Here is a 22268-nt window from a genome sequence, read left to right as displayed (position 1 = left end):
TAAGGGAAGTCCCCAATATCTTTGAATGTTTAGAGTGCTTTTTTAAAACTAAATGACTATAAAGGCATGAATCAAGGAATGATTAACATAGCTGATACCGTCACATTAAATCTCAAGTAAAAGCTTTGTCCATATACAAAAAAGCCCATCATACAGGCTAGAAGCTTGATATGATAGGCTTTTTAATGTTAGATTAACGTACAGTACGGATACGCATTGTGTTTGTACGAACAGCTTCACCAAGTGGCACACCTGCAACGATAACGATATCATCACCTGATTCAACAAGACCTGCTTCTACCGCTTTACGTTCAGCAATTTCGAACATATCGTCAGTTGATGATGGAGCATCTGTCAACATTGGGATAACACCCCAGTTCAACATCAATCCACGTTCTGTCAATTCGTCGAATGTCAATGCCAAGATGTCAGCATTTGGACGGTATTTAGAGATCAAACGTGCAGTGTGACCTGTCTTAGTAAGAGTTACAACCAATTTGATATCCATTGAGTTAGTAGCATCTTTAACAGCTGAAGCCATTACTTCTGTCTTAGAGTTACGTTCAAATGAATCTGAGTTCAAACGTCCGTATTCGTTAAGAAGAGTTTGAGCGTTCTTGTCGATTGTAGCCATTGTAGTTACTGACTCAAGTGGGTATTTACCGTTTGCAGACTCACCTGAAAGCATTGTAGCATCAGTACCATCGATAACAGCGTTGAATACGTCTGATACTTCTGAACGAGTTGCACGTGGTTTTTCAGTCATTGTTTCAAGCATGTTTGTTGCAGTGATAACAACTTTACCTGCAGTGTTCACTTTAGTGATGATCATTTTTTGGTAAACTGGAACCATTTCGAATGGTACTTCGATACCCATGTCACCACGAGCAATCATGATACCGTCAGCAGCTTCGATGATTTCGTCCAAGTTATCGATACCTTGTTGGTTTTCGATTTTAGCGAACAATTGAACATGTCCGTTTCCAGTTTCTTCACAGATTGCACGAACTTCGTTCACGTCTTTTGCAGTACGTACGAATGAAATCGCGATGAAGTTGATGCCTTGTTCAAGACCAAAGCGGATATCATCGTTATCACGTTCAGCAAGAGCTGGGAAAGGAATTTTAGTGTTAGGGATGTTAACACCTTTTTGTTTAGCAATTACGCCATCGTTTTCAACTTCAACTTCAAATTCACGAGTTGCATCATCTTTAGCAACAACGCGAAGACCAAGTTTACCATCGTCAACCAAAACTTGACGACCAACTTCAACATCATCATAGATATCAAGAGCACCAGCAACGTTCAACGCAATCACATCACGAGTTGATTTGATTCCTTGCTTAGTAGTAACACGGATTTTTTCACCAGTTGTGTAAGAGTACTCTTTGGCATCTCCTTCAAACAATTCTGTACGGATTTCTGGTCCTTTTGTATCAAGAAGGAAACCAACTTTTTTACCTGCAAGTTTTTCAGCAAGTTTAACAGTTGCCATACGGTCACCTTGTTCTTGGTGGTCACCGTGTGAGAAGTTGAAACGGAATGTGTTAGCACCAGCTTCAATCAATTTAGCAATGTTTTTAGCTGAAGCTTCAACATCAAGTTTTTCACCCCAGTATCCGTCCTCACCGAATTTTTTACCACCACGGATTTCTACCGCAGGACCCAAAGTTGCAACGATTTTTACACGTTTGTTCATGATTTTTGTGACTCCTTTATATATATGACCTTTTTGGTCTTATTAACTAAATTGTAAATTATGACAAGCAATTGTTCAATTGTGACAGGTCAAGATCAGCTTTGTGTGGATTATTTACAACAATCTTACCGTCTGAAGTCAAGCTAAACAAAGCTCCTTCTTCTGCAGTACCAAGAATTGGATTTTCAACCATTTTTTCGTTACGGATACCAACCGCAACACCACCGATACCTTTTTTGAGAAGTTTAACGGCATGGGCACCCATACGTGACGCCAATACACGGTCACGCGCAGTTGGAGAACCACCACGTTGAATATGTCCAAGTTCTGTCACACGAAGATCAGTCGTATCTCCAGCTTCTTTTAGTTTTTGAGCAAATTCATCTGCTGACATAACACCTTCTGCCAAAACGATGATATTGTGTTTTTTACCACACTCATAACCAGCTTTGATACTGGCTACGATATCTTCAATTTTAAAGTCTTCTTCAGGGATGATGATTTCATCAGCACCAGTTGCAATACCCGCCCAAAGAGCGATATCACCTGCGTTACGTCCCATAACTTCGATGACAAAAGTACGACGGTGACTTAATGATGTATCACGAATCTTATCAATCGCTTCCATAGCAGTAGTAACCGCTGTATCAAAACCGATTGTAAAGTCAGTACCAACGATATCGTTATCGATTGTACCTGGAAGACCGATAGCTGGGAAACCATGTTCCGTCAAACGCATAGCGCCGTGGTAAGATCCGTCACCACCGATAACAACTACACCTTCAATTCCGTGTTTTTTCAATTGCTCAATCCCTTTAAGTTGCCCTTCAAGTTGAGCGAACTCTGGGTAACGAGCTGAGTGAAGGAAGGTACCGCCACGGGAAATGATGTTTCCTACTGAAGCCGCATTTAAGGGATGAATTTCACCGGCAACCATACCAGCATATCCGTCATAGATACCAAACACTTCCATTCCTTCTGAAATTGCTTGACGAACAACTGCACGGATAGCAGCGTTCATACCAGGTGCGTCTCCGCCACTAGTCAAAACAGCAATACGTTTCATATTGGTTTATGCTCCTTTTTCTTTTAACATTCTTATTAATTATATCACATTTGATTTTAAAATTCTTCTATTTTCCGTATTTTTAGCGATAAATCGTTTTCATAACCATTTCATTCAATTTCGCTTCTAATTCATTGGATTTAGCTACAAAATGATGGGGAGAAACGATTGTTTTCTGTTCCTCTTCATACCTGATGATGACAGGGATTTGGCCTTTATATTGGTCTAAAATACGTGAAATTTCTTGATCCGAATCATGATTCTTCACCTGTATCCAAAAGCGTTCAGCAACTGCTTCTCTTATTTCTTGTGCAATCATTTGCAGACGACCATCACGTGACTGGATTTTTCCTTTTATATAGTAGAAGGCTCCCTCTTTTATTTCCTGCCCAACCTGACGATATAAGTCTGAAAAGAGAGTGACATCCAATTTTTTCTTACTATCATCTACCTGTAAGAAAGCCATATTTTCGCCCTTTTTGGTACGAATTACTTTTATTTTCTGAACTTCAACCAAAATAATAGCGTAGCTATTTTCTGACAAATCCCCGATTGGGGTAATCGGGTAAATAGCTTTACTTGCAATAGCTTGTAGTGGATGTTTGCTAACTCCTACTCCTAAAAGCTCTTGTTCCATATAGAATTTTTCTTGTTCCGTCCAATCTTCCGATTCCTGCCAACTATATATCGTATCACCGAACAAGCTTCCTAACTCTTTTACAAATTCAAATAGATTAACTAAATTATTGAATACTTTTTGACGATTTTTTTCAAATAAATCGAAAAGACCAACTTTTACCAAAGGTTCTAGCAGAGGAAGTTTCAAATAATTCTCAGGTAATTTAGCTATAAAATCTTCAATGTTAGAATAAGGTCTATTTTCAAGAATCCAAAGTGCCAAATCCTTGCTGACTCCTTTAATCGATTTCAGACCTAGATAGATGGACTTGTTGGCAATTTTATCGTGATAGGGAATGGTGTTGATGGACAGAGGCGCTACTTCAAAGCCTGCTTCTAAGGCATCTGTTAAGTAATCACTGTTGGCAGAATTCAACATGACCTGATAAAAGATGGCTGGATAATGCGTTTTGAAATAAGCCAACTGGAAGGCCAAGGCTGAGTAGGCATAGGCGTGTGACCTGTTAAAACCATAACCTGCAAACTTCTCCATGACATCAAAGACCTGCTCTGCTTTTTTCACAGTATGACCAGTTTCTACTGCTCCTTGAATAAAAGAAGCCCTCATCTCATGCATGGCAGAGGCATCCTTTTTTCCCATAGCTCGGCGCAAAATATCGGCTTTCCCAAGACTAAATCCAGCAAAACGCTGAGCAACCTGCATAACCTGCTCCTGATAGAGCATAATTCCGTAGGTTGGAGCCAAAATATCCTCCAGTACTGGATCCAGAACGGTCACTTCTTCCTGACCGTGCTTTCTTGCTACAAAATTATTGATATAATCACTAGCACCCGGTCGGTTTAGGGAAGTAGTCGCTACGACATCTTCAAAACAGACTGGGTGAACACGCTTAAGCAGGCGAATGGCACCAGGTTGTTCAAATTGAAAGATACCTTTTGTATTACCAGATGCAAATAAAGCCAGCGTTTCTTTGTCTTCCAAATCGATTTCTTCTATTTTCAGATGAATCCCTTCTGTTTCAGCAAGTAACTCTTGCATTTTTTGGACAAAGGTCAAATTTCGTAGTCCCAGAAAGTCCATTTTCAAAAGTCCACTAGCTTCAACTCCATGGGCATCATACTGAGTCAGTGGAATTTCATCACCATGCTTTAGAGGAATGTAGTCGGTCAAATCTTGGTCACTGATCACAACACCAGCCGCATGGACAGATGTTTGTCTTGGATATCCCTCTATCTTGCAAGCAATTTCAAAGGCTTTTTGGTATTCCAACTTACTATTGATTTGCTGACGAAACTGGAGGTTACCCTCATAGGCTGACTTGAGATTGTCCCGAAAACTGATTTTCTTAGTAATTGCGGATAATTCATACTCGGGCACACCAAAGCGTTTCAAAACATCACGCAGAGCCTGCTTGGCTCCAAAGGTTGAAAAAGTAACGATTTGAGCCGCATGTTTACTACCATATTTATTGCCAACATACCTGATAAAATCTGGACGATAAATATCAGGAATATCGATATCAATATCAGGCATAGTATAGCGTTCACGATTGAGGAAACGTTCAAAAATGAGATTCTTCTCTACTGGGTCAATCCCTGTGATGTCTAAGGCATAGGAAACCAAGCTACCAACTGCAGAACCCCGTCCCATTCCCATATAGTAGCCATTTGAACGTCCAAAACGCAGCAAATCCCAGACAACCAAGAAATAATCATCAAAGCCCATATCATGAATAACAGCCAATTCTTGGTCTAGTCGATCTTGATATTCTTTACTAGTCAGACCCTTCTGAGCAAGCCCCAGTTCAGCACGCTCTCTCAACTCCTCTACTGCTGGTCTCGCTGGATTAAAACGAGGCAGTTTCAGACTAGTATCCAGGTCATAAGAAATGCCTGAAATAAGTTTTTCTAAATTATCCAAAGATTGCGGAAAACGTTCTTGGAATAATTTCTCTAAAGAACTTGCTGATATAAAGACATCTTGTCGCGAGCGCAAAGGAACTTCTCTAAGCGGTAGATTTTCTTTAATCGCTGTTAAGACTTGCAGGACTTCCCTATCCCTGCTTTCAAAAGCGTTGACCCGATAAAGGGGCAAAATAGGATGATGAAATTCGCTGGCCAGTGTTTCTGGGTAAACCCCAATATAGTAATCACAGCCTAGTTCCAACGACTCCAGTCCATCAAAATAAGGAACAATTACTGCAATATCCTCTAGGTACTGAGATAGAACTGACCAATTTTTCTCCCCCTGCATCTTGGCTGTTGAAAGCTTCATCAACTGCTGATAGCCTACACTAGATAGAGCTAAAAAGCGCAAATTCACATCTTTGTCATCTACAAGTACATTCATTTCAAGCCCTAACAAAGGATGAATGCCGTATTTTTTTGTAATCTCTAGAAAGTCAAAAGCACCATAAAGATTGTCAATATCCATCATAGCCAGATGAGTGTAGCCGAATTCTTTAGCTGCTCTCACATACTTTTCGATCGAAATGACGCTCTCCATAAAACTATAGACTGTTTTTGTATCTAGTTGTGCGATCAATTTACACTTCTCCTCTATCCTTCTCACTATATTATACCATTTTCAAAAAGAGAAAGACAAAAGCAATGACTCCTATCTCTATTTTATATTTTAAATAAGGCATTTTGGATGAAAAAATAACAAATATATTTGCAGTAAAAATGTTTCTGTAAACTATTTTGAACTTTTTATCCCAATAAATGGATATCTCTTTTAAAGAAGTGAGATAAATTCACTCAAAATTCTTGTTAGATATCGTTTAATTTATGAATGCTATAGAATATCACATATTATTTCATATAAATTGTATTCATTATTCTTTAATTAATTTCTTTCTCACTTAATGATTCCCTTTCTCCTATTTTTTTGATATAATAACCTTAATTATTATTTTACAAGGAGGTTTTATGCGCTTTAATCAATTCAGCTATTTATCACTTCCAAGAGATACTATTTTATATGAATTAAAAAAGTATGGATTTGATTTTCCATCTGAGTCAACAAATAAAAAGATATTTGAGTCTTTTCTAAGTCGTTTCTTTTTCACTTATCAAGACACCAACTATCCACTTTCCATCCTAGCAGCTGATAAAAAAACAGACCTGCTGACATTTTTTCAATCAAAAGATGAACTGACAGCAGATATTTTTTATACTGTTGCTTTTCAACTTTTAGGCTTTTCTTATTTGGTTGACTTCGAAGACAGTGACGTTTTTCGTAAAGAGGCTGGATTTCCTATTGTATACGGTGACTTGATTGAAAATCTCTATCAGTTACTCAATACTCGCACCAAAAAGGGGAATCTCCTGATTGATCAACTGGTAAGTGACGGTCTTATCCCTGAAGATAATACCTACCACTACTTTAACGGCAAGAGTTTAGCAACTTTTTCTAGCCATGATATTATTCGAGAAGTGGTCTACGTTGAGTCTCGTGTCGATACTGACCAAAAAGGTCTTCCAGACCTAGTCAAGGTCAGCATTATTCGTCCTCGTTATGACGGGCAAATCCCTGCTATCATGACAGCCAGTCCCTATCATCAGGGAACAAATGACAAGGCTAGTGACAAGGCTCTCTACAAGATGGAGGGCGAGCTTGAAGTAAAACCTGCTCACAAGATTGAGCTAGTAGAACCTCAACTAAATCTCGTCCAACCTCAAGGTCAAGCTGAGCTAGTGTCAGAAGCTGAGGAAAAGCTAACACACATCAACGCTAGCTATAGTCTCAACGACTACTTCCTTCCGCGAGGTTTTGCTAATCTCTATGTCTCAGGTGTTGGGACCAAAGACTCTACTGGTTTCATGACTAATGGAGACTACCAGCAAATCGAGGCCTATAAAAATGTCATCGATTGGCTCAATGGTCGTTGCCGTGCCTTTACTGACCACACGCGCCAGCGTCAAGTCAAGGCTGACTGGTCAAATGGAAAAGTGGCCACAACTGGACTTTCCTATCTAGGTACCATGTCAAACGGCCTTGCCACTACAGGTGTAGATGGTTTAGAAGTGATCATTGCCGAGGCTGGTATTTCTTCATGGTACAACTACTACCGTGAAAACGGTCTGGTGACTAGCCCAGGTGGTTATCCTGGAGAGGATTTTGACTCACTTGCTGAGTTAACCTACTCTCGTAATCTCTTGGCTGGCGACTATATCCGTGGTAATGAAGCTCACCAAGCTGACTTAGAAAAAGTAAAAGAGCAACTGGATCGCAAGACCGGAGACTATAACCAGTTTTGGCATGAGCGCAACTATCTGCTCAACGCCCATAATGTAAAAGCAGAGGTTGTCTTTACCCACGGTTCACAGGATTGGAATGTCAAACCACTTCATGTTTACCAGATGTTCCATGCTCTTCCTACTCATATAAATAAGCACCTCTTTTTCCATAATGGCGCACATGTTTACATGAACAACTGGCAGTCCATTGACTTCCGTGAGTCCATGAATGCCTTATTGACTACAAAATTACTGGGACAAGATACAGATTTCCAACTTCCTACTGTCATTTGGCAGGACAATACAGCACCTCAGACTTGGTTATCACTTGATAACTTCGGTGGGCAAGAAAACTTTGAAACCTTCTCACTTGGTCAAGAAGAGAAAGTCATTCAAAACCAGTACCCATATGAGGATTTTGAGCGCTATGGTAAAACCTACCAGACCTTCAATACAGAACTCTATCAAGGGAAAGTCAATCAGATTACTATTGACCTTCCTGTAACCAAAGATCTTCACTTGAACGGTCGCGCTCAGCTCAATCTTCGTATCAAATCCAATACAAACAAGGGGCTCTTATCAGCCCAACTACTGGAACTTGGTCAAAAGAAATACCTACAACCTTATCCTGCTGTTTTAGGTGCTAGAACCATTGATAATGGACGCTACCACATGTTGGAAAATCTCTGTGAATTACCATTTAGACCAAATGCACAACGAGTCGTGACAAAAGGTTACCTCAATTTACAAAATAGAAATGATTTACTTTTAGTAGAGGATATTACTGCAGATGAATGGATGGATGTGCAATTTGAACTGCAACCAACTATTTACAAGCTAAAAGAAGGGGACACTCTCCGTTTAGTCCTCTATACTACCGACTTTGAAATCACAATCCGTGACAATACCGACTACCACTTGACTGTTGATCTTGAACAGTCTACTCTTATCCTACCTTTTTAAAAGGTATAATATATCAGACTTTCAATATGGAAGGATTCTAAGTAAAAGTCTCACATGACCTTTTACCTTCCTATAATTAAAGACATCCACTTGAACAGTCGAACAAAACTACAACTTAGTATCAACTTCAGTCCAAATCAAGGCTATTATCAGCCCAACGAATGGATCTTGAACAAAAGATACAAACACCCCTAACCAATATGTGTAACCCTCTAAACTACACGCTACCACACCACATGTTGGACAATCTCTGTGAATTGTCGTTTAGCGTAAATTCACAACAAGCCGTGACAAAAGGATACCCTAATTTAATGATTTACTGTTAGTAGAGAACAGCAATGTAGATGAACAAATAAATTTCTTATTCATCTGCACCCAACTAGTGACAAGTTAAACGCAGGAGATTCTCTCCGTATCGTTCTAAATTACTACTGACTTTCAAATCTTCATACGTGACAATACCGCTTACCACCCGACTGACGATTTCGATCAGTCCATGCTTACTGTACCTTGTACAAGGAGTAACATTTTATGAATAAATCTGAACACCGACACCAACTCATACGAGCTCTTGTAACGAAAAACAAGATTCATACTCAAGCTGAGCTACAAGCTCTTCTTGCTGATAATGATATTCAAGTTACACAAGCTACACTTTCGAGGGATATTAAAAGTATGAACCTCTCAAAAGTACGAGAAGAAGATAACTCTTACTATGTGCTCAATACAGGCTCTATCTCAAAATGGGAAAAACGTCTTGAACTCTACATGGAAGATGCCCTTGTCTTGATGCGCCCAGTTCAACATCAAGTTCTACTAAAAACCCTTCCTGGACTGGCTCAATCATTTGGTTCTATCATTGATGCTTTGAGTTTCCCTGACGCTATCGCTACCCTCTGTGGTGATGATGTCTGCCTTGTCATCTGTGAAGATGCAGAGGCAGCCCAACATTGCTTTGAAGAGCTGAAACGGTTCGCCCCACCATTTTTCTTTGGTGAATAAACAGAAACTGAACTCAAAAACTGCAGAACTCTCAAAATTTTAAACAGTAGTGAATTGATGTCAGCTAACATCTAGCGAATACAATAGCTGATTCCTACTGAAAAGTGAGCTATGCAGTTTAATAAAACAAAAAAAAGAAATCTATCTCATACATGAGTACAAAAGCTCCCCCTATAGTTTCTAGTGAAACACAAACATTCACTAGAAACTATAAGGGGAGTCTTCATATATCTAAAAGAAATTCTTATACTCAATGAAAATTAAAAAGCAAACTAGGAAGCTAGGCACAGACAGTACTTGAGTACGGATAGTCGAAGCTGACGTGGTTTGAAGAGATTTTCGAAGAGTATAAAGCAGTTTATAAAAATGCTTTAGAAGCGATATTGTACGATTCTAGATTAGATATAGTATAGTATAGTATAGAAAAAAGCCATCAAATGATGACTTTATCAATGAATTCTCACGATTGTCCTCTCCAATTTTATCTTTTGTTTAACTCACTATAAGTGACAGAGAGAAATTTATTGCTGCAATACTTTTCTTGGTTTGGTCCCCTCAGCTGGACCAATGACACCTGCCATCTCAAGTTCTTCCATGAGGCGGGTCGCACGGTTAAATCCAACTGACAAACGGCGCTGAATCATGGATGCGCTGGCTTTCTGAGTTTCGATTACCAAAGCCTTGGCCTCTTCAAAAAGCGGATCACCTCCAGATTCGCCATCAGAAAATTCACCTTCATTTTCAGAAACTTCTCCCGGATCAAAACTCTCATCGTAGTCTGCATCTGCCTGAGCCTTGATGAAGTTTACGATACGTTCAACATCGTCATCCGAGATAAAAGATCCTTGGAGACGAACAGGATGATTTTCATCGATTGGTTTAAAGAGCATATCGCCTCGACCAAGCAGTTTTTCAGCTCCATTTTCATCCAAAATCGTACGGGAGTCTGTCCCTGACGAAACCGCAAACGCTACACGAGATGGGACATTGGCCTTGATCAGACCAGAGATAACATCAACCGATGGACGCTGGGTTGCAAGAATCATGTGAATACCTGCAGCACGTGCCTTCTGTCCCAAACGAATAATGGCATCTTCTACTTCCTTGCTGGCTACCATCATAAGGTCAGCCAACTCATCCACAATCACGACAATGAGCGGTAGCGGAATCTGCTTGTACTCAGACTGGACATTGAACTCTTCTACCTTAGCATTAAAACCTGCAATGTTCCGAACTCCCACCTTGGCAAAGAGTTCATAACGGTTTTCCATCTCATCCACAACCTTTTGCAGAGCCTTGCTGGCCTTACGCGGATTGGTCACAACTGGAATCAAGAGGTGGGGAATATCATTGTAAACAGACAACTCAACCATCTTGGGATCGACCATCATAAATTTGACTTGATCGGGTCTCGCCTTCATGAGAATACTAGCTATAATGCCGTTAACTGCTACTGACTTCCCTGAACCCGTTGAACCTGCGACTAGCAAATGGGGCATTTTAGAAAGGTCAAATGCTCTTGCGGTGCCATTAACAGCCTTACCTAGAGGAATTTCGAGGAGATTTTCTGCTTTCGTTTGAGATTGTTCCCATAGTTCTCGGAAAGAAACGGTCGCAATCTCCGAGTTGGGAACTTCGATTCCGACTAGAGATTTCCCTGGGATAGGTGCTTCGATTCGGACATCTTTGGCCGCCAAGGCTAGAGCGAGGTCATCTGCGAGATTGGAAATGCGGTTGACCCTTACACCAACAGCCGGCTTGACTTCGTACTTGGTTACTGATGGTCCAATTTCAGCCCGTTCAACTGTTACCTTAATACCAAAGCTAGCAAAGGTTTCTTCTAGGATTTTGATATTTTCTCGGACGATTTTCTTCTCTTTAGACTGGTCCTTGGGTTTATCTGGGGCAAAGAGTTGTAAACTTGGAAGTTTGTATTCAAGGGCTTCCTTGGCTGAAAAATCGACCTGTACATCTTCATCATCAGAGCCCTCTTCCTGTTCAGGGAATTCCAAATCAGGTTGAGGGAGGATGATTTCTGGTTCTGCCCACTCTTCTTCCGGAACAGTTGGAACGTCAAGCACAACATCTTCTGTCAGAATTTCACCCGTTTCCATATCAACAGGAGGCAAATCGAGTAAGGCTTTCTCAGCTTCTTCTTTTTCTAATCTAGCCTCTTCCTCAGCTTTTTGGCGAGCTTTTTCTTCTTGTTTGACAAAGCGTTCCTCTTTTCGACGCTCATGCCCTTCTCGCCATTTGGCAAAGCCGCTACTGAAAAATTCAGCAATATCGTAAACAGACCAAGGACTGACTAGGAGAGCGCCTGCTAAAATCAAGATAGTACCGATAAAGTAAGTACCGATATTTGAGAAGAGAAAGGCTGTTGGCATATAAAGAGCGACCCCAATCAAGCCACCTCCAGCAAAACTAGTCGTTCTAAAGCCAGTTAAATCAGTCACAACCTGAGCCATGGTCCCTTTTAGAACTGACTTGTCCAAACCATATTTCCAAACTAAGTAGGCCTCAAAAATCAAGAGTAAGCCTGCAAATATGGTGAAAAATCCAGATAGGAGCCCTTCCTGTTTTCGTATCCACTTGAAAAAAAAGAGATAGATCAAAAGTCCAAATATTGCCAAATAAGCTAAACTTCCTACCAGCAAGCGTATTAAATTGTAAAGTGTGATACCTGCAGCCCCTAATTTGAAGGCTGCAAAAATCAATAAAAACGCGATTCCCAACGAAATCAACATTCGTTGGATAGCTTGCTTTCTTTCTAATTCAGCTTTTGACGGTCTCCGTCTTGTTTTACTTGTATTTTTGTTTGCCATTCTTCTATTATACCATATTTCAGAAACATCTAGAGAAATCAAAAAATGACTGACCACTTTCGTGTTCAGTCATTTGAATGTATTTGTAATTATTTTTCTAATGGTTTACGAAGGTAACCATAAACTACACCACTAACAAGTGCTCCAATCAAGACAGAGGCAAGGTAAAGAAGAGCATTTGAAGTAAGGGCGATTACAAAGATTCCTCCGTGTGGCGCCATGAGTTTGATTCCAGCAAGACCAACAAGTCCACCTGCTACTGCCGAACCAAGGATAAAGCTTGGGATCGCACGAGCTGGGTCAGCTGCACCAAACGGAATCGCACCTTCAGTGATGAATGACAAGCCCATAACGATGTTTGTCAAACCTGAGTTGCGTTCTTCTTTAGTAAATTTATCTTTGAAAAGAAGTGTTGCGACAAAGATTGCAAGTGGTGGAACCATTCCTCCAGCCATAACTGCTGCCATAGCTACTGAACCACCTGTTGACACTGTTGCTGCAAGAGTACCAGTACCAAAGACATAAGCTGCTTTATTGACAGGTCCACCCATATCGACAGCCATCATTCCTCCAAGAACGATACCAAGAAGGACAGCTGAACCGCCTCCAAGACCCCCAAGGAAGTCGTTCATAGCAGTGTTGATTGCTGCCATTGGGATGTTAACAGCAAGCATGACAAATCCAGTCAAGATTGTTCCAAGAAGTGGCAAGAGAAGGATTGATTTAGCACCTTCAAGTGAACGTGGAACTTTAACATATTTCTTAATAGCAAGAACCAAGGCACCTGCGATAAATCCACCAACAAGGGCACCTAGGAAACCAGATGAGACACCTGCAAGAGTTGAAGTTGCTTCACCACCTGCGGCATAAGGGATTTTACCAAAGGCAAAACCTTCTTTGGCAATAGCACCAGCCACAAAACCAGCTACCAAACCTGGTTTTTCAGCGATAGAGTAGGCAACATATCCTGCAAAGACTGGGAGCATCAAGCCAAAGGCTGCACCACCAATTTTCATGAACATAGAAGCTAGCTCATGGTAGGAACCAAGATTTCCAAGGTTTTCATTTGGCACACCCAAAGCACCGTCAATCAAGAAGGCTAGGGCAATCATGATACCACCACCGATAACGAATGGCAGCATTTGAGATACACCACTCATCAAGTGTTTGTAGAAAGCACCACCGACACTTTGTTTTTCGTTAGACGCTGTTGAAGCTTTTGCTCCGTTAGCAGCATGATAAACTTCAGCATTTCCAGAAAGAGCCAAGTTGATCAACTCTTCTGTCTTACGAATACCATCTGCAACTGGACGATTTACCAATGGTTTGCCATCGAAACGATCCATTTCAACTGCCTTATCTGCAGCGATAATAACAGCTTTAGCCTTGCGGATATCTTCCGCTGTCAATTTGTTACCGACACCACTGGCACCGTTGGTTTCAACCTTGATACCGACACCCATTTCAGCAGCCACTTTTTGAAGGGCTTCTTGAGCCATGTAAGTGTGGGCGATACCTGTTGTACAAGCTGTAACTGCTACGATGAAGTCATCAGAGTCGTTTGCAGGAGCTTGAGCTGGTTCCTCAGCTCTTTCTGAAGCTTGATCAAAGAGTTCGATGACTTGATCAGCTGATGTTACTTGACGAAGTTTGTCAGCAAAACCATCTTTCATCAAGTATTGAGACAATTCTGCCAAGGCAGCCAGGTGAGTATCATTTGCACCTTCTGGAGCAGCAATCATAAAGAAGAGGTCAGTTGGTTGTCCATCTAAACTTTCGTAGTCAACACCCTTGTTTGACTTAGCAAAGAGAACAGTTGCTTCTTTAACAGCAACATTTTTGCTGTGTGGCATAGCGATACCATCACCCAAGCCTGTAGAAGTCAAAGCTTCACGCGCCAAGATTCCTTCTTTAAAAGTCTCAAAATCTGTCACGTATCCGTGCTCTACCAAGCTATGAATCATTTCTTCGATAGCTGCTGTTTTTTCAGTTGCTTGCAAATCTAGCAACATAACATCTTTTCTCAATAAATCCTGAATTTTCATCTTTTTTCTACCTCAACTTTTTCATAAGTTTCTTTAATAAATGCTGCAGTTGCCAAGTCATCAGAGAAGGTAGTTGCTGTTCCACAAGCCACTCCCCATTTGAAGGCTTCTACTGCGTCTTTTGATTTGACAAACTCACCAGTAAATCCAGCAACCATAGAGTCACCAGCACCAACTGAGTTTTTCACTGTTCCCTTGATCGGTTTAGCAAAGTAGGCTCCCTCTGATGTTACCAGAAGGGCACCGTCACCAGCCATAGAGATGATAACGTTTTGAGCACCTTTAGCCAGCAACTCTCGAGCGTATTTTTCAATCTCATCTAAGCTTTCGAGTTTGACTCCAAAGATAGCTCCAAGTTCATGATTGTTCGGTTTAACTAGAAGAGGTTGATAATCCAAACTATCGATTAAGGTCTGACCTTCAAAGTCACAGACCACTTGAGCACCCGTTTGACGAGTCAAGGCAATCAAATCCTTATAGATGACATTGCCTAAGTTTTTAGCACTCGAACCCGCAAATACTACTGTATCTTCTGCTGTCAGACTTGAAAGAATATCTTTTAGCTCTTCCAATTGCTCAGGTTCAACTGTAGGACCTGTCCCATTGATTTCGGTTTCTTGATCTGCTTTAATCTTAACGTTGATACGCGTATCTTCTGCCACTTGGACAAATCGTGTTTCAATTTGCTCTTCAGCTAAAGTATCTGTGATAAATTTACCAGTAAAACCTCCGATAAATCCAGTCGCTGTATTTGGAATATCCAAGCGTTTCAAGACACGGCTAACATTGATTCCCTTACCACCAGCAAACTTATCATCACTATCCATACGATTAACACTACCAACTTCCACTTTATCCAGACGGACAATATAGTCAATAGATGGATTTAGCGTGACTGTATAAATCATACTTCGATAACCTCCGTTTTTTCTTTGATAGCTGGCAAGAGTTCGTGACCCTTGCTTGTAATGACAATAGCTCGTTTTATAGGGGCGACCTTAGCGAAACAAGACTGACCTATCTTGGATGAATCAGCTAAAATATAGGTTTGTTTGGCATTTTCTAAAATAGCTCGCTTAACCGCTCCCTCCTCCATATCTGGAGTTGTATAATAACCATCATCAACACCGTTCATTCCGATAAAGGCACGATCAAAGTGTAATTGGTTAATCTGATTAAGCGCGACACCACCGATACTGGCATCAGTTGTCATCTTGACTCCACCACCGATAATCACAGTTGGAATTTGCTTATCCACTAATTGTACCGCATGGTGAATGGAGTTGGTTACAACAGTAATGTCTTTTCGCTCCAATTCCTTAATGAGAAAGGCTGTCGTACTTCCTGCATCCACAAAGATAACATCTTTTTCTTTGATGAGGGAAGCTGCTTTTTGCGCAATCAATTTTTTCTCTTGAAGGTTTTTGACAGATTTCTCTTGAATGGTTTCTTCTTCTTGCAAGGAGTGAGGCAACTCTGCTCCTCCATGAACTCGGCGAAGTTTATTTTCCGATTCCAATTCATCTAAATCTCGTCTAACCGTTGATTCTGACGTGTCTAACAAACCTACTAATTTCTCTAGAGAAACAACTTTATGTTTGCCCAGCTCCTCTAAAATCAATTTTTTTCTCTCGGTTTTTAGCACTTACTCACCTCCTGTTAACGATTACAATAATCATTCTATCATACTTTATTCCAAAGTCAAGCATTTTTTATCATTTTCTTTCAAAAACTATCATTTTCTTATTTCTAGAATTTTTATTGCAAGATAAGAGCCTTTATGGTAGACTATTTGAGTAAGTATTGGAAGATTACTCAAGAGGCTTAAGAGGCCGTGTTGGAAACGCGGTAGGCGTGTAACAGCGTGCGTGGGTTCGAATCCCATGTCTTCCGTTTATTTTTAAAAAGATACCCAAGAAATCTTGGGTATCTTTTTTCTTATATGCTTGTTTTATAACTCGGGTGAATTTCTTAGAAAATATCAAATAACAATTTCACATTGAGAATTGTTAAGATAATGGAAACAATATAACCAAGGATGGTATTCCATTTAGCATTGGTAAATTCGCCCATCAGTGATTTCTTAGAAGTTAAATAAATCAAAGGGAAGATTGAAAACGGAAGAGCGATTGAAAGAAAGACCTGTGAATAGACCAATAACTGATCCAAGGTTTTTTCCTGATGACCAAACAGAACTGCAACTATCATGACAGGTAGCAAGGCAAAGAGGCGAGTCGCCAAACGAATGAACCATTGAGGCAATCTCATATGCAAGAAACCTTCCATAACGATTTGTCCAGTCAAGGTACCCGTAATTGTCGAATTCTGACCACTGGCTAATAAAGCCAAGGCAAACAAGGTTGATAAGGTCGAGCTAGCTATAGCTCCTGCAATAGTAGAATCCTGCAAGGCATTATACATTTGAGAGAAGGCAGAAATGTCGGATGCATGGCCGAAAAAGAGAGCCGCTCCTAAGATCAAAAGAAGGGAGTTAACGACAAAGGCCAAGGATAACTCGAGATTAGAATCCCAGGTCATAAAGCGTACGGCTTTTCGAACATCATTTTTGTCCTTGTGATTGATTTTACGAGTCTGTGACAAGGATGAATGCAAATAGAGGTTATGAGGCATAACAGTTGCTCCCACGATCCCTAGTGCCAAGGTTAATTGACTTTCATGCCCTGGCAAGGGACTTTCAAATAAGGTTGCATTCGGTAGATAACCCTCAACGATTCCTTGGAAGCTTGGATGTGACAAAGCTACCAGATAGGTAAAAATTGCTAGAATGGTTAAAATCAGTGTTGTCACAATAGCTTCAATCTTCTTAAAGCCAAATTTCATCAGAAGCAATAAGAGAAAAACATCCAACACGGTCAAGAGAATTGCTATCATAATCGGAATCTTAAAGAGAAGATTGAGAGCAATCGCTGAACCTAGAACTTCTGCCAGATCTGTCGCCATCAAGGCTAATTCTAAAATCACCCATAGACTATAACGAAGCCATTTAGGTGAATGATGAGCCGTTGCTTGAGCCAGGTCCATCTGGGTTACAATACCAAGCTTTCCTGCCATCTGCTGAAGTTGCATGGCAATGAGAGATGAAATCAAGATAACAAACAAGAGACTATACTTATAGGAAGCACCACCGACTACACTGGTAATCCAGTTTCCTGGATCCATATAACCAACTGCGACAAGAGCACCCGGACCTACAAAGGCCTTTAAATTTTGCCAGAAATGATTGTTATTTGGAGTATCGATAGATTGATTAATCTCAGAGAGTGACACTTTTTTATGAGAAGACATAGATACTTACCTCTTTCTAAACCTACTTTTTCATTATTTTTCTTAAGGCACCTTAATATTTTTCTTAAGGCACCTTAATATTTTTCTTAAGGCACCTTAATTATAACACAAAAAATGAAAACTATATGAAAAACATTTAGTTTTTTCATTATTTTTCTTAAGGCACCTTAATTATAACAGAAAATATGATAAAAACTTAAGAAAATTCAGGACTTGATTTAATATTTAGGATACAACAAAATGTTGTATTCTTTTTTTGCAAAAGAATACCAAAGAATAAAATAAAAAACGTTGTAAAATGTACTGACCCTTTTCACCTTGTTAAAACACCATTGATCTTAACTCATCACTTACCTCTTAAAAAATCTTTAGAATTGGCTTAATCCCCTTTATTGTATCGCGTTTGGAGTTTTTTTAGGTATAACCTTCGACGCGCACCTTACGTAGGACGACAGACTCATAGCTTTATACATAATAGAACGAGTATCTCCATCTGTAGAGATACTCGTTTTTTGCTATTTTCAAAGTGTTCTTTTTGACCAATCCCATACATCATTTTTATAGTAAATTGAAACTAGAATAGTACATCGTGGATACTAAAACATTTCTAGAAATTAATTTGATTTCCCTAATCAAGTTGCACACATCTTATTTCAAACCACTATATATTCAATGAAAATCAAAGAGCTAACTAGGAAGCTAACCGCAGGTTGTTCAAAGCACCGCTTTGAGGTTGCGGATAAAGCTGACGTGGTTTGAAGAGATTGTCGAAGAGTATTAAGGAGTATAGAATAGTATTTTAACTCCATCCTCTAAAGTGCTCCCAATAAAAGACACTTGAACACTATATTCAGTATATAAGCTTTATTCCAACGATCATTCTTTTCTAATTTATCGTAAATAAATATAAATTCACAGAATACTGTCAGATGACTTAAAAAATGATTCTTTGGAAAAAGCGAATCGAAACTTGATTTATCACTTTTTATTCCACTATCTTTTTGTCACACATATTGATAAAGTACTGGTGCAAGCGAACATCATCAGTCAATTCTGGATGAAAAGAAGTTACCAACATATTTTTTTCTTGGGCTGCAACGATTTGATCGTCAACTCTTGCTAGAATTTCTACACCCTCTCCAACACTGCTGATAATTGGACCACGGATAAAGGTCATTGGAATCTGACCGACTCCCTTACATTCTGCTTCCGTGTAGAAACTTCCTAGTTGGCGCCCATAAGCATTACGCTCGACCACCATATCCATAGTTCCTAGATGACTTTCTTCCTGAGAAGTGATTTCCTTAGCCAGTAAAATTAAGCCTGCACAGGTTCCAAAGGCTGGTAAACCAGATAGAATGGCTTCACGAATGGGAATCAGCATGTTCTGATCACGTAAGAGCTTGCCCATGGTTGTAGACTCACCACCAGGCAAAATCAAACCCGACATGTCACTCTGAGATTTCTGAAAATCCTCTAAATTTCTGATTTCTACACTCTCAACACCTAATTGATCTAGCACTTTTGCATGTTCTGCAAAGGCCCCTTGCAAGGCCAATATTCCGATTTTCATCTATTTTCCTCGCTCAGCCATGAGAATTTGGATCTCATTTTCATTGATACCAACCATGGCTTCCCCTAGATCTTCTGAAATTTGTGCTAGGATTTGAGGATTACGGAAGTTAGTCACAGCTTTAACAATGGCACTAGCTCGTTTAACAGGATCTCCTGACTTGAAAATACCTGAACCGACAAAGACACCCTCTGCCCCTAATTGCATCATCAGCGCAGCATCTGCTGGCGTTGCAACGCCTCCAGCTGCGAAGTTAACAACTGGCAATTTTCCATGTTCATGAACATATTGAACCAATTCAACAGGGACTTGCAAGTCCTTGGCAGCAACATAAAGTTCGTCCTCACGTAGGTTTTGAATTCGGCGAATTTCCTGATTCATCATACGCATATGGCGAACAGCTTGAACGATATCTCCTGTACCTGGTTCTCCTTTGGTACGAATCATAGAAGCACCTTCAGCGATACGACGCAAGGCTTCACCCAAATCCTTAGCCCCACAGACAAAAGGAACTTGGAATTCTTTCTTATCCACATGGAAACGGTCGTCTGCTGGAGATAGAACTTCACTCTCGTCGATATAGTCAATTTCAATAGCCTCTAAAATCTGAGCTTCAACAAAATGCCCGATTCTGACCTTGGCCATCACTGGAATACTAACCGCTTCTTGGATTTCCTTAATCATCTTTGGATCACTCATACGGGAAACACCACCCGCAGCACGAATATCAGCTGGAATCCGCTCCAAGGCCATAACAGCTGCCGCACCAGCAGCCTCTGCAATACGAGCCTGTTCAGGGTTCTGAACGTCCATGATAACCCCACCTTTGAGCATCTGTGCCAAGTTTTTATTTAGTTCATAACGATTTTCAGTCATTTGTTTTATCCTCATCATTTGTATTGGTAGCTACCATTTCATTTTAAGTCAGATTAGAATGAATCACAAGATAGAAAAAAAGTAATTGTATGGGTACAGATTAACTAATACTATTTGAAAATCTCTTCAAACCACGTCAGCTTCACTTTGCCGTAGATATATGTAACTGACTTCGTCAGTCTTATCTACAACCTCAAAGCAGTGCTTTGAGCAACCTGCGGCTAGTTTCCTAGTTTGCTCTTTGATTTTCATTGAGTATAAAAAAACTATCCGACCTTCATTTAAGGCCGGATAGCTTATTTATTTTTATTTTTCAGCTGTAAGTGCAGCCATTGTGATATAGTTGTATGGTTTGTTGAAGTGTGGCAAGAAGAAGAGGTCTGTCAATGCCAATTTATCAATTGTTACATGCTCTTGGATAGCAAGTGAGAACATGTGGATTCCCATGCTGATTGCAGAATCACGTGATACCATTTGAGCGCCAAGGATTTCACGGCTATCTTTGTCAAAGACAATCTTAATCGCTACTTCATGGTTATCATGTTTCATGAATTCTGGTTTTTGAAGATCGTTAAAGCCTGTTTCAGTTGCGTTGTAGCCAGCAGCTTTAGCTTTTTCAAGAGTCAAACCAGTTGAAACCATGTGAAGACCATAGATTGAGATACCGTTTGAACCTTGAACACCGATTCCTTCCAATTCATATCCACAAGCATTGTAAGCACCAACGATACCAGTACGAACAGCGTTTGAAGCAAGAGCGATGTAGCTTGTATCTTTACGAGCATTGTCATAAACAGTCGCACAGTCACCAACGGCAAATACACCTGGAATTGAAGTTTCTTGTTTCTTGTCTACAAGGAAGGCACCGTTGCGGAAGAGTTCAATCTTACCGTCAGCAAGGGCAGTGTTTGGACGGAAACCAACTGCAAGAACAACCATATCCACGTCAAAGCTTTCTTTGTCAGTAATCAAGCGTTCAACTTTACCGTCACCTTCGATTGATTTAACAGTTTGACCAAGAGCCAAGCGGATGTTGTGGTCTTCCAAATTCTTCGCCATCATTTGTGTGAAGTCTTTGTCATAGTAACCGTTCAATACTGTGTCAACGATATCAACAAGGACAACTTCTTTTCCAAGACGTTCGAAAGCTTCAGCAAGTTCAACACCGATATAACCACCACCTACAACGGCGATACGTTCGAGGTGTTTGCTCTTATCAGCAAGTTTGTTGATAACTTCTTCAGCATTTTGATATAATTTAACGAATTGTACGTTTTCAAGAGTTGCTTTAAATTCGCGGTTTCCTTTAACAATTTCAACACCTTCGATTGGTGGTAAGATTGGTGTAGAACCTGTAGCGAAAATCAATTTATCGTAAGATTCTTTATGTTCTTTTCCTTCAACTTCTGCTGTAACTACTTTGTTATCGTAGTCGATTGAAAGAACTGGTGAGTTCATGTAAACCTTAGCACCTTTAGCTTCCAATTTTTCTTTATCAGAATAGAACAAGCCTTCAGCACCGTCAATTTGTTCACCAATCCAAAGGGCCATTCCACATCCTAGGAAAGAGATGTTAGAGTTTTGGTCAAATACAACGATTTCGTTCTCATTGCCAAAATTATCCAACATGGTATTAATACATGCTGTACCTGCGTGGTTAGCACCAACTACAACGATTTTACTCATAGAAAATTCCTACCTTCAATTTAAAATTTACTCTTCTAGTATAACATTTACTGTTAGCGTTTACAAGAGTTTTGCTAATTTTTCCTATTTTTTTGTGAAAATTTGTAAATAGCCAAATTTCAAGTTCAAGTTAGCCATCCAGAAGTCTTCTCTAGGCGACTTGTAGTTCAAGCATTTTTTAGGATAGTTATTAATCCATTTTTCGATGAATGCGACTTCTTTGGGAGTCGTTTTCTTAGTTCCTTTAGGTAACCATCTACGAATGAGCCTGTTGTGATTCTCGTTAGTTCCCCTTTCCCAAGAGGCATAGGGGTGTGCATAATAGATATGTTCCTTAGAAAACACA

General features: G+C 40.1%; 14 protein-coding genes, 1 tRNA gene and 1 pseudogene. 3 read left to right on the top strand and 13 right to left on the bottom strand.

What is annotated here, in order from left to right; all coding sequences use genetic code 11:
- Positions 1 to 193: 193 nt before the first annotated feature.
- The 3 genes from pyk to ADI86_RS08290 form a co-directional block, all read right to left on the bottom strand.
- Positions 194 to 1699, bottom strand: coding sequence for a pyruvate kinase (gene pyk, locus ADI86_RS08300; RefSeq protein ID WP_049532563.1), 1506 nt, complete (start codon positions 1697 to 1699; stop codon positions 194 to 196).
- Between the two features lie 58 nt (positions 1700 to 1757).
- Positions 1758 to 2765 (bottom strand): 6-phosphofructokinase, encoded by a 1008-nt coding sequence (pfkA, locus tag ADI86_RS08295; protein WP_049532562.1) that lies wholly within the window; start codon positions 2763 to 2765, stop codon positions 1758 to 1760.
- An 82-nt stretch (positions 2766 to 2847) separates the two neighbouring features.
- A complete protein-coding gene (locus ADI86_RS08290) occupies positions 2848 to 5949 on the bottom strand; it encodes a DNA polymerase III subunit alpha (protein WP_049532561.1) in 3102 nt (1033 codons plus the stop codon).
- Between the two features lie 386 nt (positions 5950 to 6335).
- On the opposite strand from ADI86_RS08290, the gene ADI86_RS08285 reads away from it, so the two are divergent.
- Together ADI86_RS08285 and ADI86_RS08280 are read left to right on the top strand one after the other, a co-directional pair.
- Positions 6336 to 8609 carry a Xaa-Pro dipeptidyl-peptidase gene (locus ADI86_RS08285; RefSeq protein ID WP_049532560.1) on the top strand — a complete coding sequence of 758 codons (2274 nt, stop codon included), beginning with the start codon at positions 6336 to 6338 and terminating at the stop codon, positions 8607 to 8609.
- Between the two features lie 531 nt (positions 8610 to 9140).
- Positions 9141 to 9611, top strand: a complete 471-nt coding sequence (locus ADI86_RS08280; RefSeq protein ID WP_033677026.1) for an arginine repressor — start codon at positions 9141 to 9143, stop codon at positions 9609 to 9611.
- A gap of 521 nt (positions 9612 to 10132) precedes the next feature.
- On the opposite strand, the gene ADI86_RS08275 is transcribed toward ADI86_RS08280, so the two are convergent.
- The 4 genes from ADI86_RS08275 to ADI86_RS08260 form a co-directional block, all read right to left on the bottom strand.
- On the bottom strand, positions 10133 to 12436 hold the full coding sequence (locus ADI86_RS08275; protein WP_080983213.1) for a DNA translocase FtsK: 2304 nt from the start codon (positions 12434 to 12436) through the stop codon (positions 10133 to 10135).
- An 89-nt stretch (positions 12437 to 12525) separates the two neighbouring features.
- Positions 12526 to 14481, bottom strand: coding sequence for a PTS fructose transporter subunit IIABC (locus tag ADI86_RS08270; RefSeq protein WP_049532559.1), 1956 nt, complete (start codon positions 14479 to 14481; stop codon positions 12526 to 12528).
- Positions 14478 to 15389 carry a 1-phosphofructokinase gene (gene pfkB / locus ADI86_RS08265; protein WP_049532558.1) on the bottom strand — a complete coding sequence of 304 codons (912 nt, stop codon included), beginning with the start codon at positions 15387 to 15389 and terminating at the stop codon, positions 14478 to 14480. Before pfkB ends, ADI86_RS08270 begins: the two co-directional genes overlap by 4 nt.
- Positions 15386 to 16126, bottom strand: a complete 741-nt coding sequence (locus ADI86_RS08260; RefSeq protein ID WP_049532557.1) for a DeoR family transcriptional regulator — start codon at positions 16124 to 16126, stop codon at positions 15386 to 15388. Before ADI86_RS08260 ends, pfkB begins: the two co-directional genes overlap by 4 nt.
- A gap of 160 nt (positions 16127 to 16286) precedes the next feature.
- Here ADI86_RS08260 and ADI86_RS08255 point away from each other — a divergent pair.
- Positions 16287 to 16374: transfer RNA gene (locus tag ADI86_RS08255), tRNA-Ser, on the top strand.
- A gap of 78 nt (positions 16375 to 16452) precedes the next feature.
- Here the strand turns inward: ADI86_RS08255 and ADI86_RS08250 are convergent.
- From ADI86_RS08250 to ADI86_RS08225, 6 genes and pseudogenes are all read right to left on the bottom strand, one after another.
- A complete protein-coding gene (locus ADI86_RS08250; RefSeq protein ID WP_049532556.1) occupies positions 16453 to 17787 on the bottom strand; it encodes an Nramp family divalent metal transporter in 1335 nt (444 codons plus the stop codon).
- Between the two features lie 985 nt (positions 17788 to 18772).
- Positions 18773 to 19360: a pyridoxal 5'-phosphate synthase glutaminase subunit PdxT gene (pdxT, locus tag ADI86_RS08245; protein WP_049532555.1), complete on the bottom strand. Its 588-nt coding sequence runs from the start codon at positions 19358 to 19360 to the stop codon at positions 18773 to 18775.
- Positions 19361 to 20236: a pyridoxal 5'-phosphate synthase lyase subunit PdxS gene (gene pdxS / locus ADI86_RS08240; RefSeq protein ID WP_000138517.1), complete on the bottom strand. Its 876-nt coding sequence runs from the start codon at positions 20234 to 20236 to the stop codon at positions 19361 to 19363.
- Between the two features lie 126 nt (positions 20237 to 20362).
- Positions 20363 to 20488, bottom strand: a complete 126-nt coding sequence (locus tag ADI86_RS12480; RefSeq protein WP_049532554.1) for a hypothetical protein — start codon at positions 20486 to 20488, stop codon at positions 20363 to 20365.
- A 54-nt stretch (positions 20489 to 20542) separates the two neighbouring features.
- The gene (gene nox, locus ADI86_RS08230) at positions 20543 to 21922 is read right to left on the bottom strand and encodes a H2O-forming NADH oxidase (RefSeq protein WP_049532553.1); all 1380 of its coding nucleotides are present in this window, start codon (positions 21920 to 21922) and stop codon (positions 20543 to 20545) included.
- 84 nt (positions 21923 to 22006) lie between these two features.
- Positions 22007 to 22268, bottom strand: a pseudogene (locus ADI86_RS08225) (IS30 family transposase); the annotation flags it as partial.

Origin of the sequence: Streptococcus pseudopneumoniae, assembly GCF_001074975.1 — a bacterium.
GTDB lineage: Bacteria > Bacillota > Bacilli > Lactobacillales > Streptococcaceae > Streptococcus > Streptococcus pseudopneumoniae_D.
Note: the sequence above shows the minus strand (reverse complement) of the source record. Positions and strands in the feature narration are given on the sequence as shown.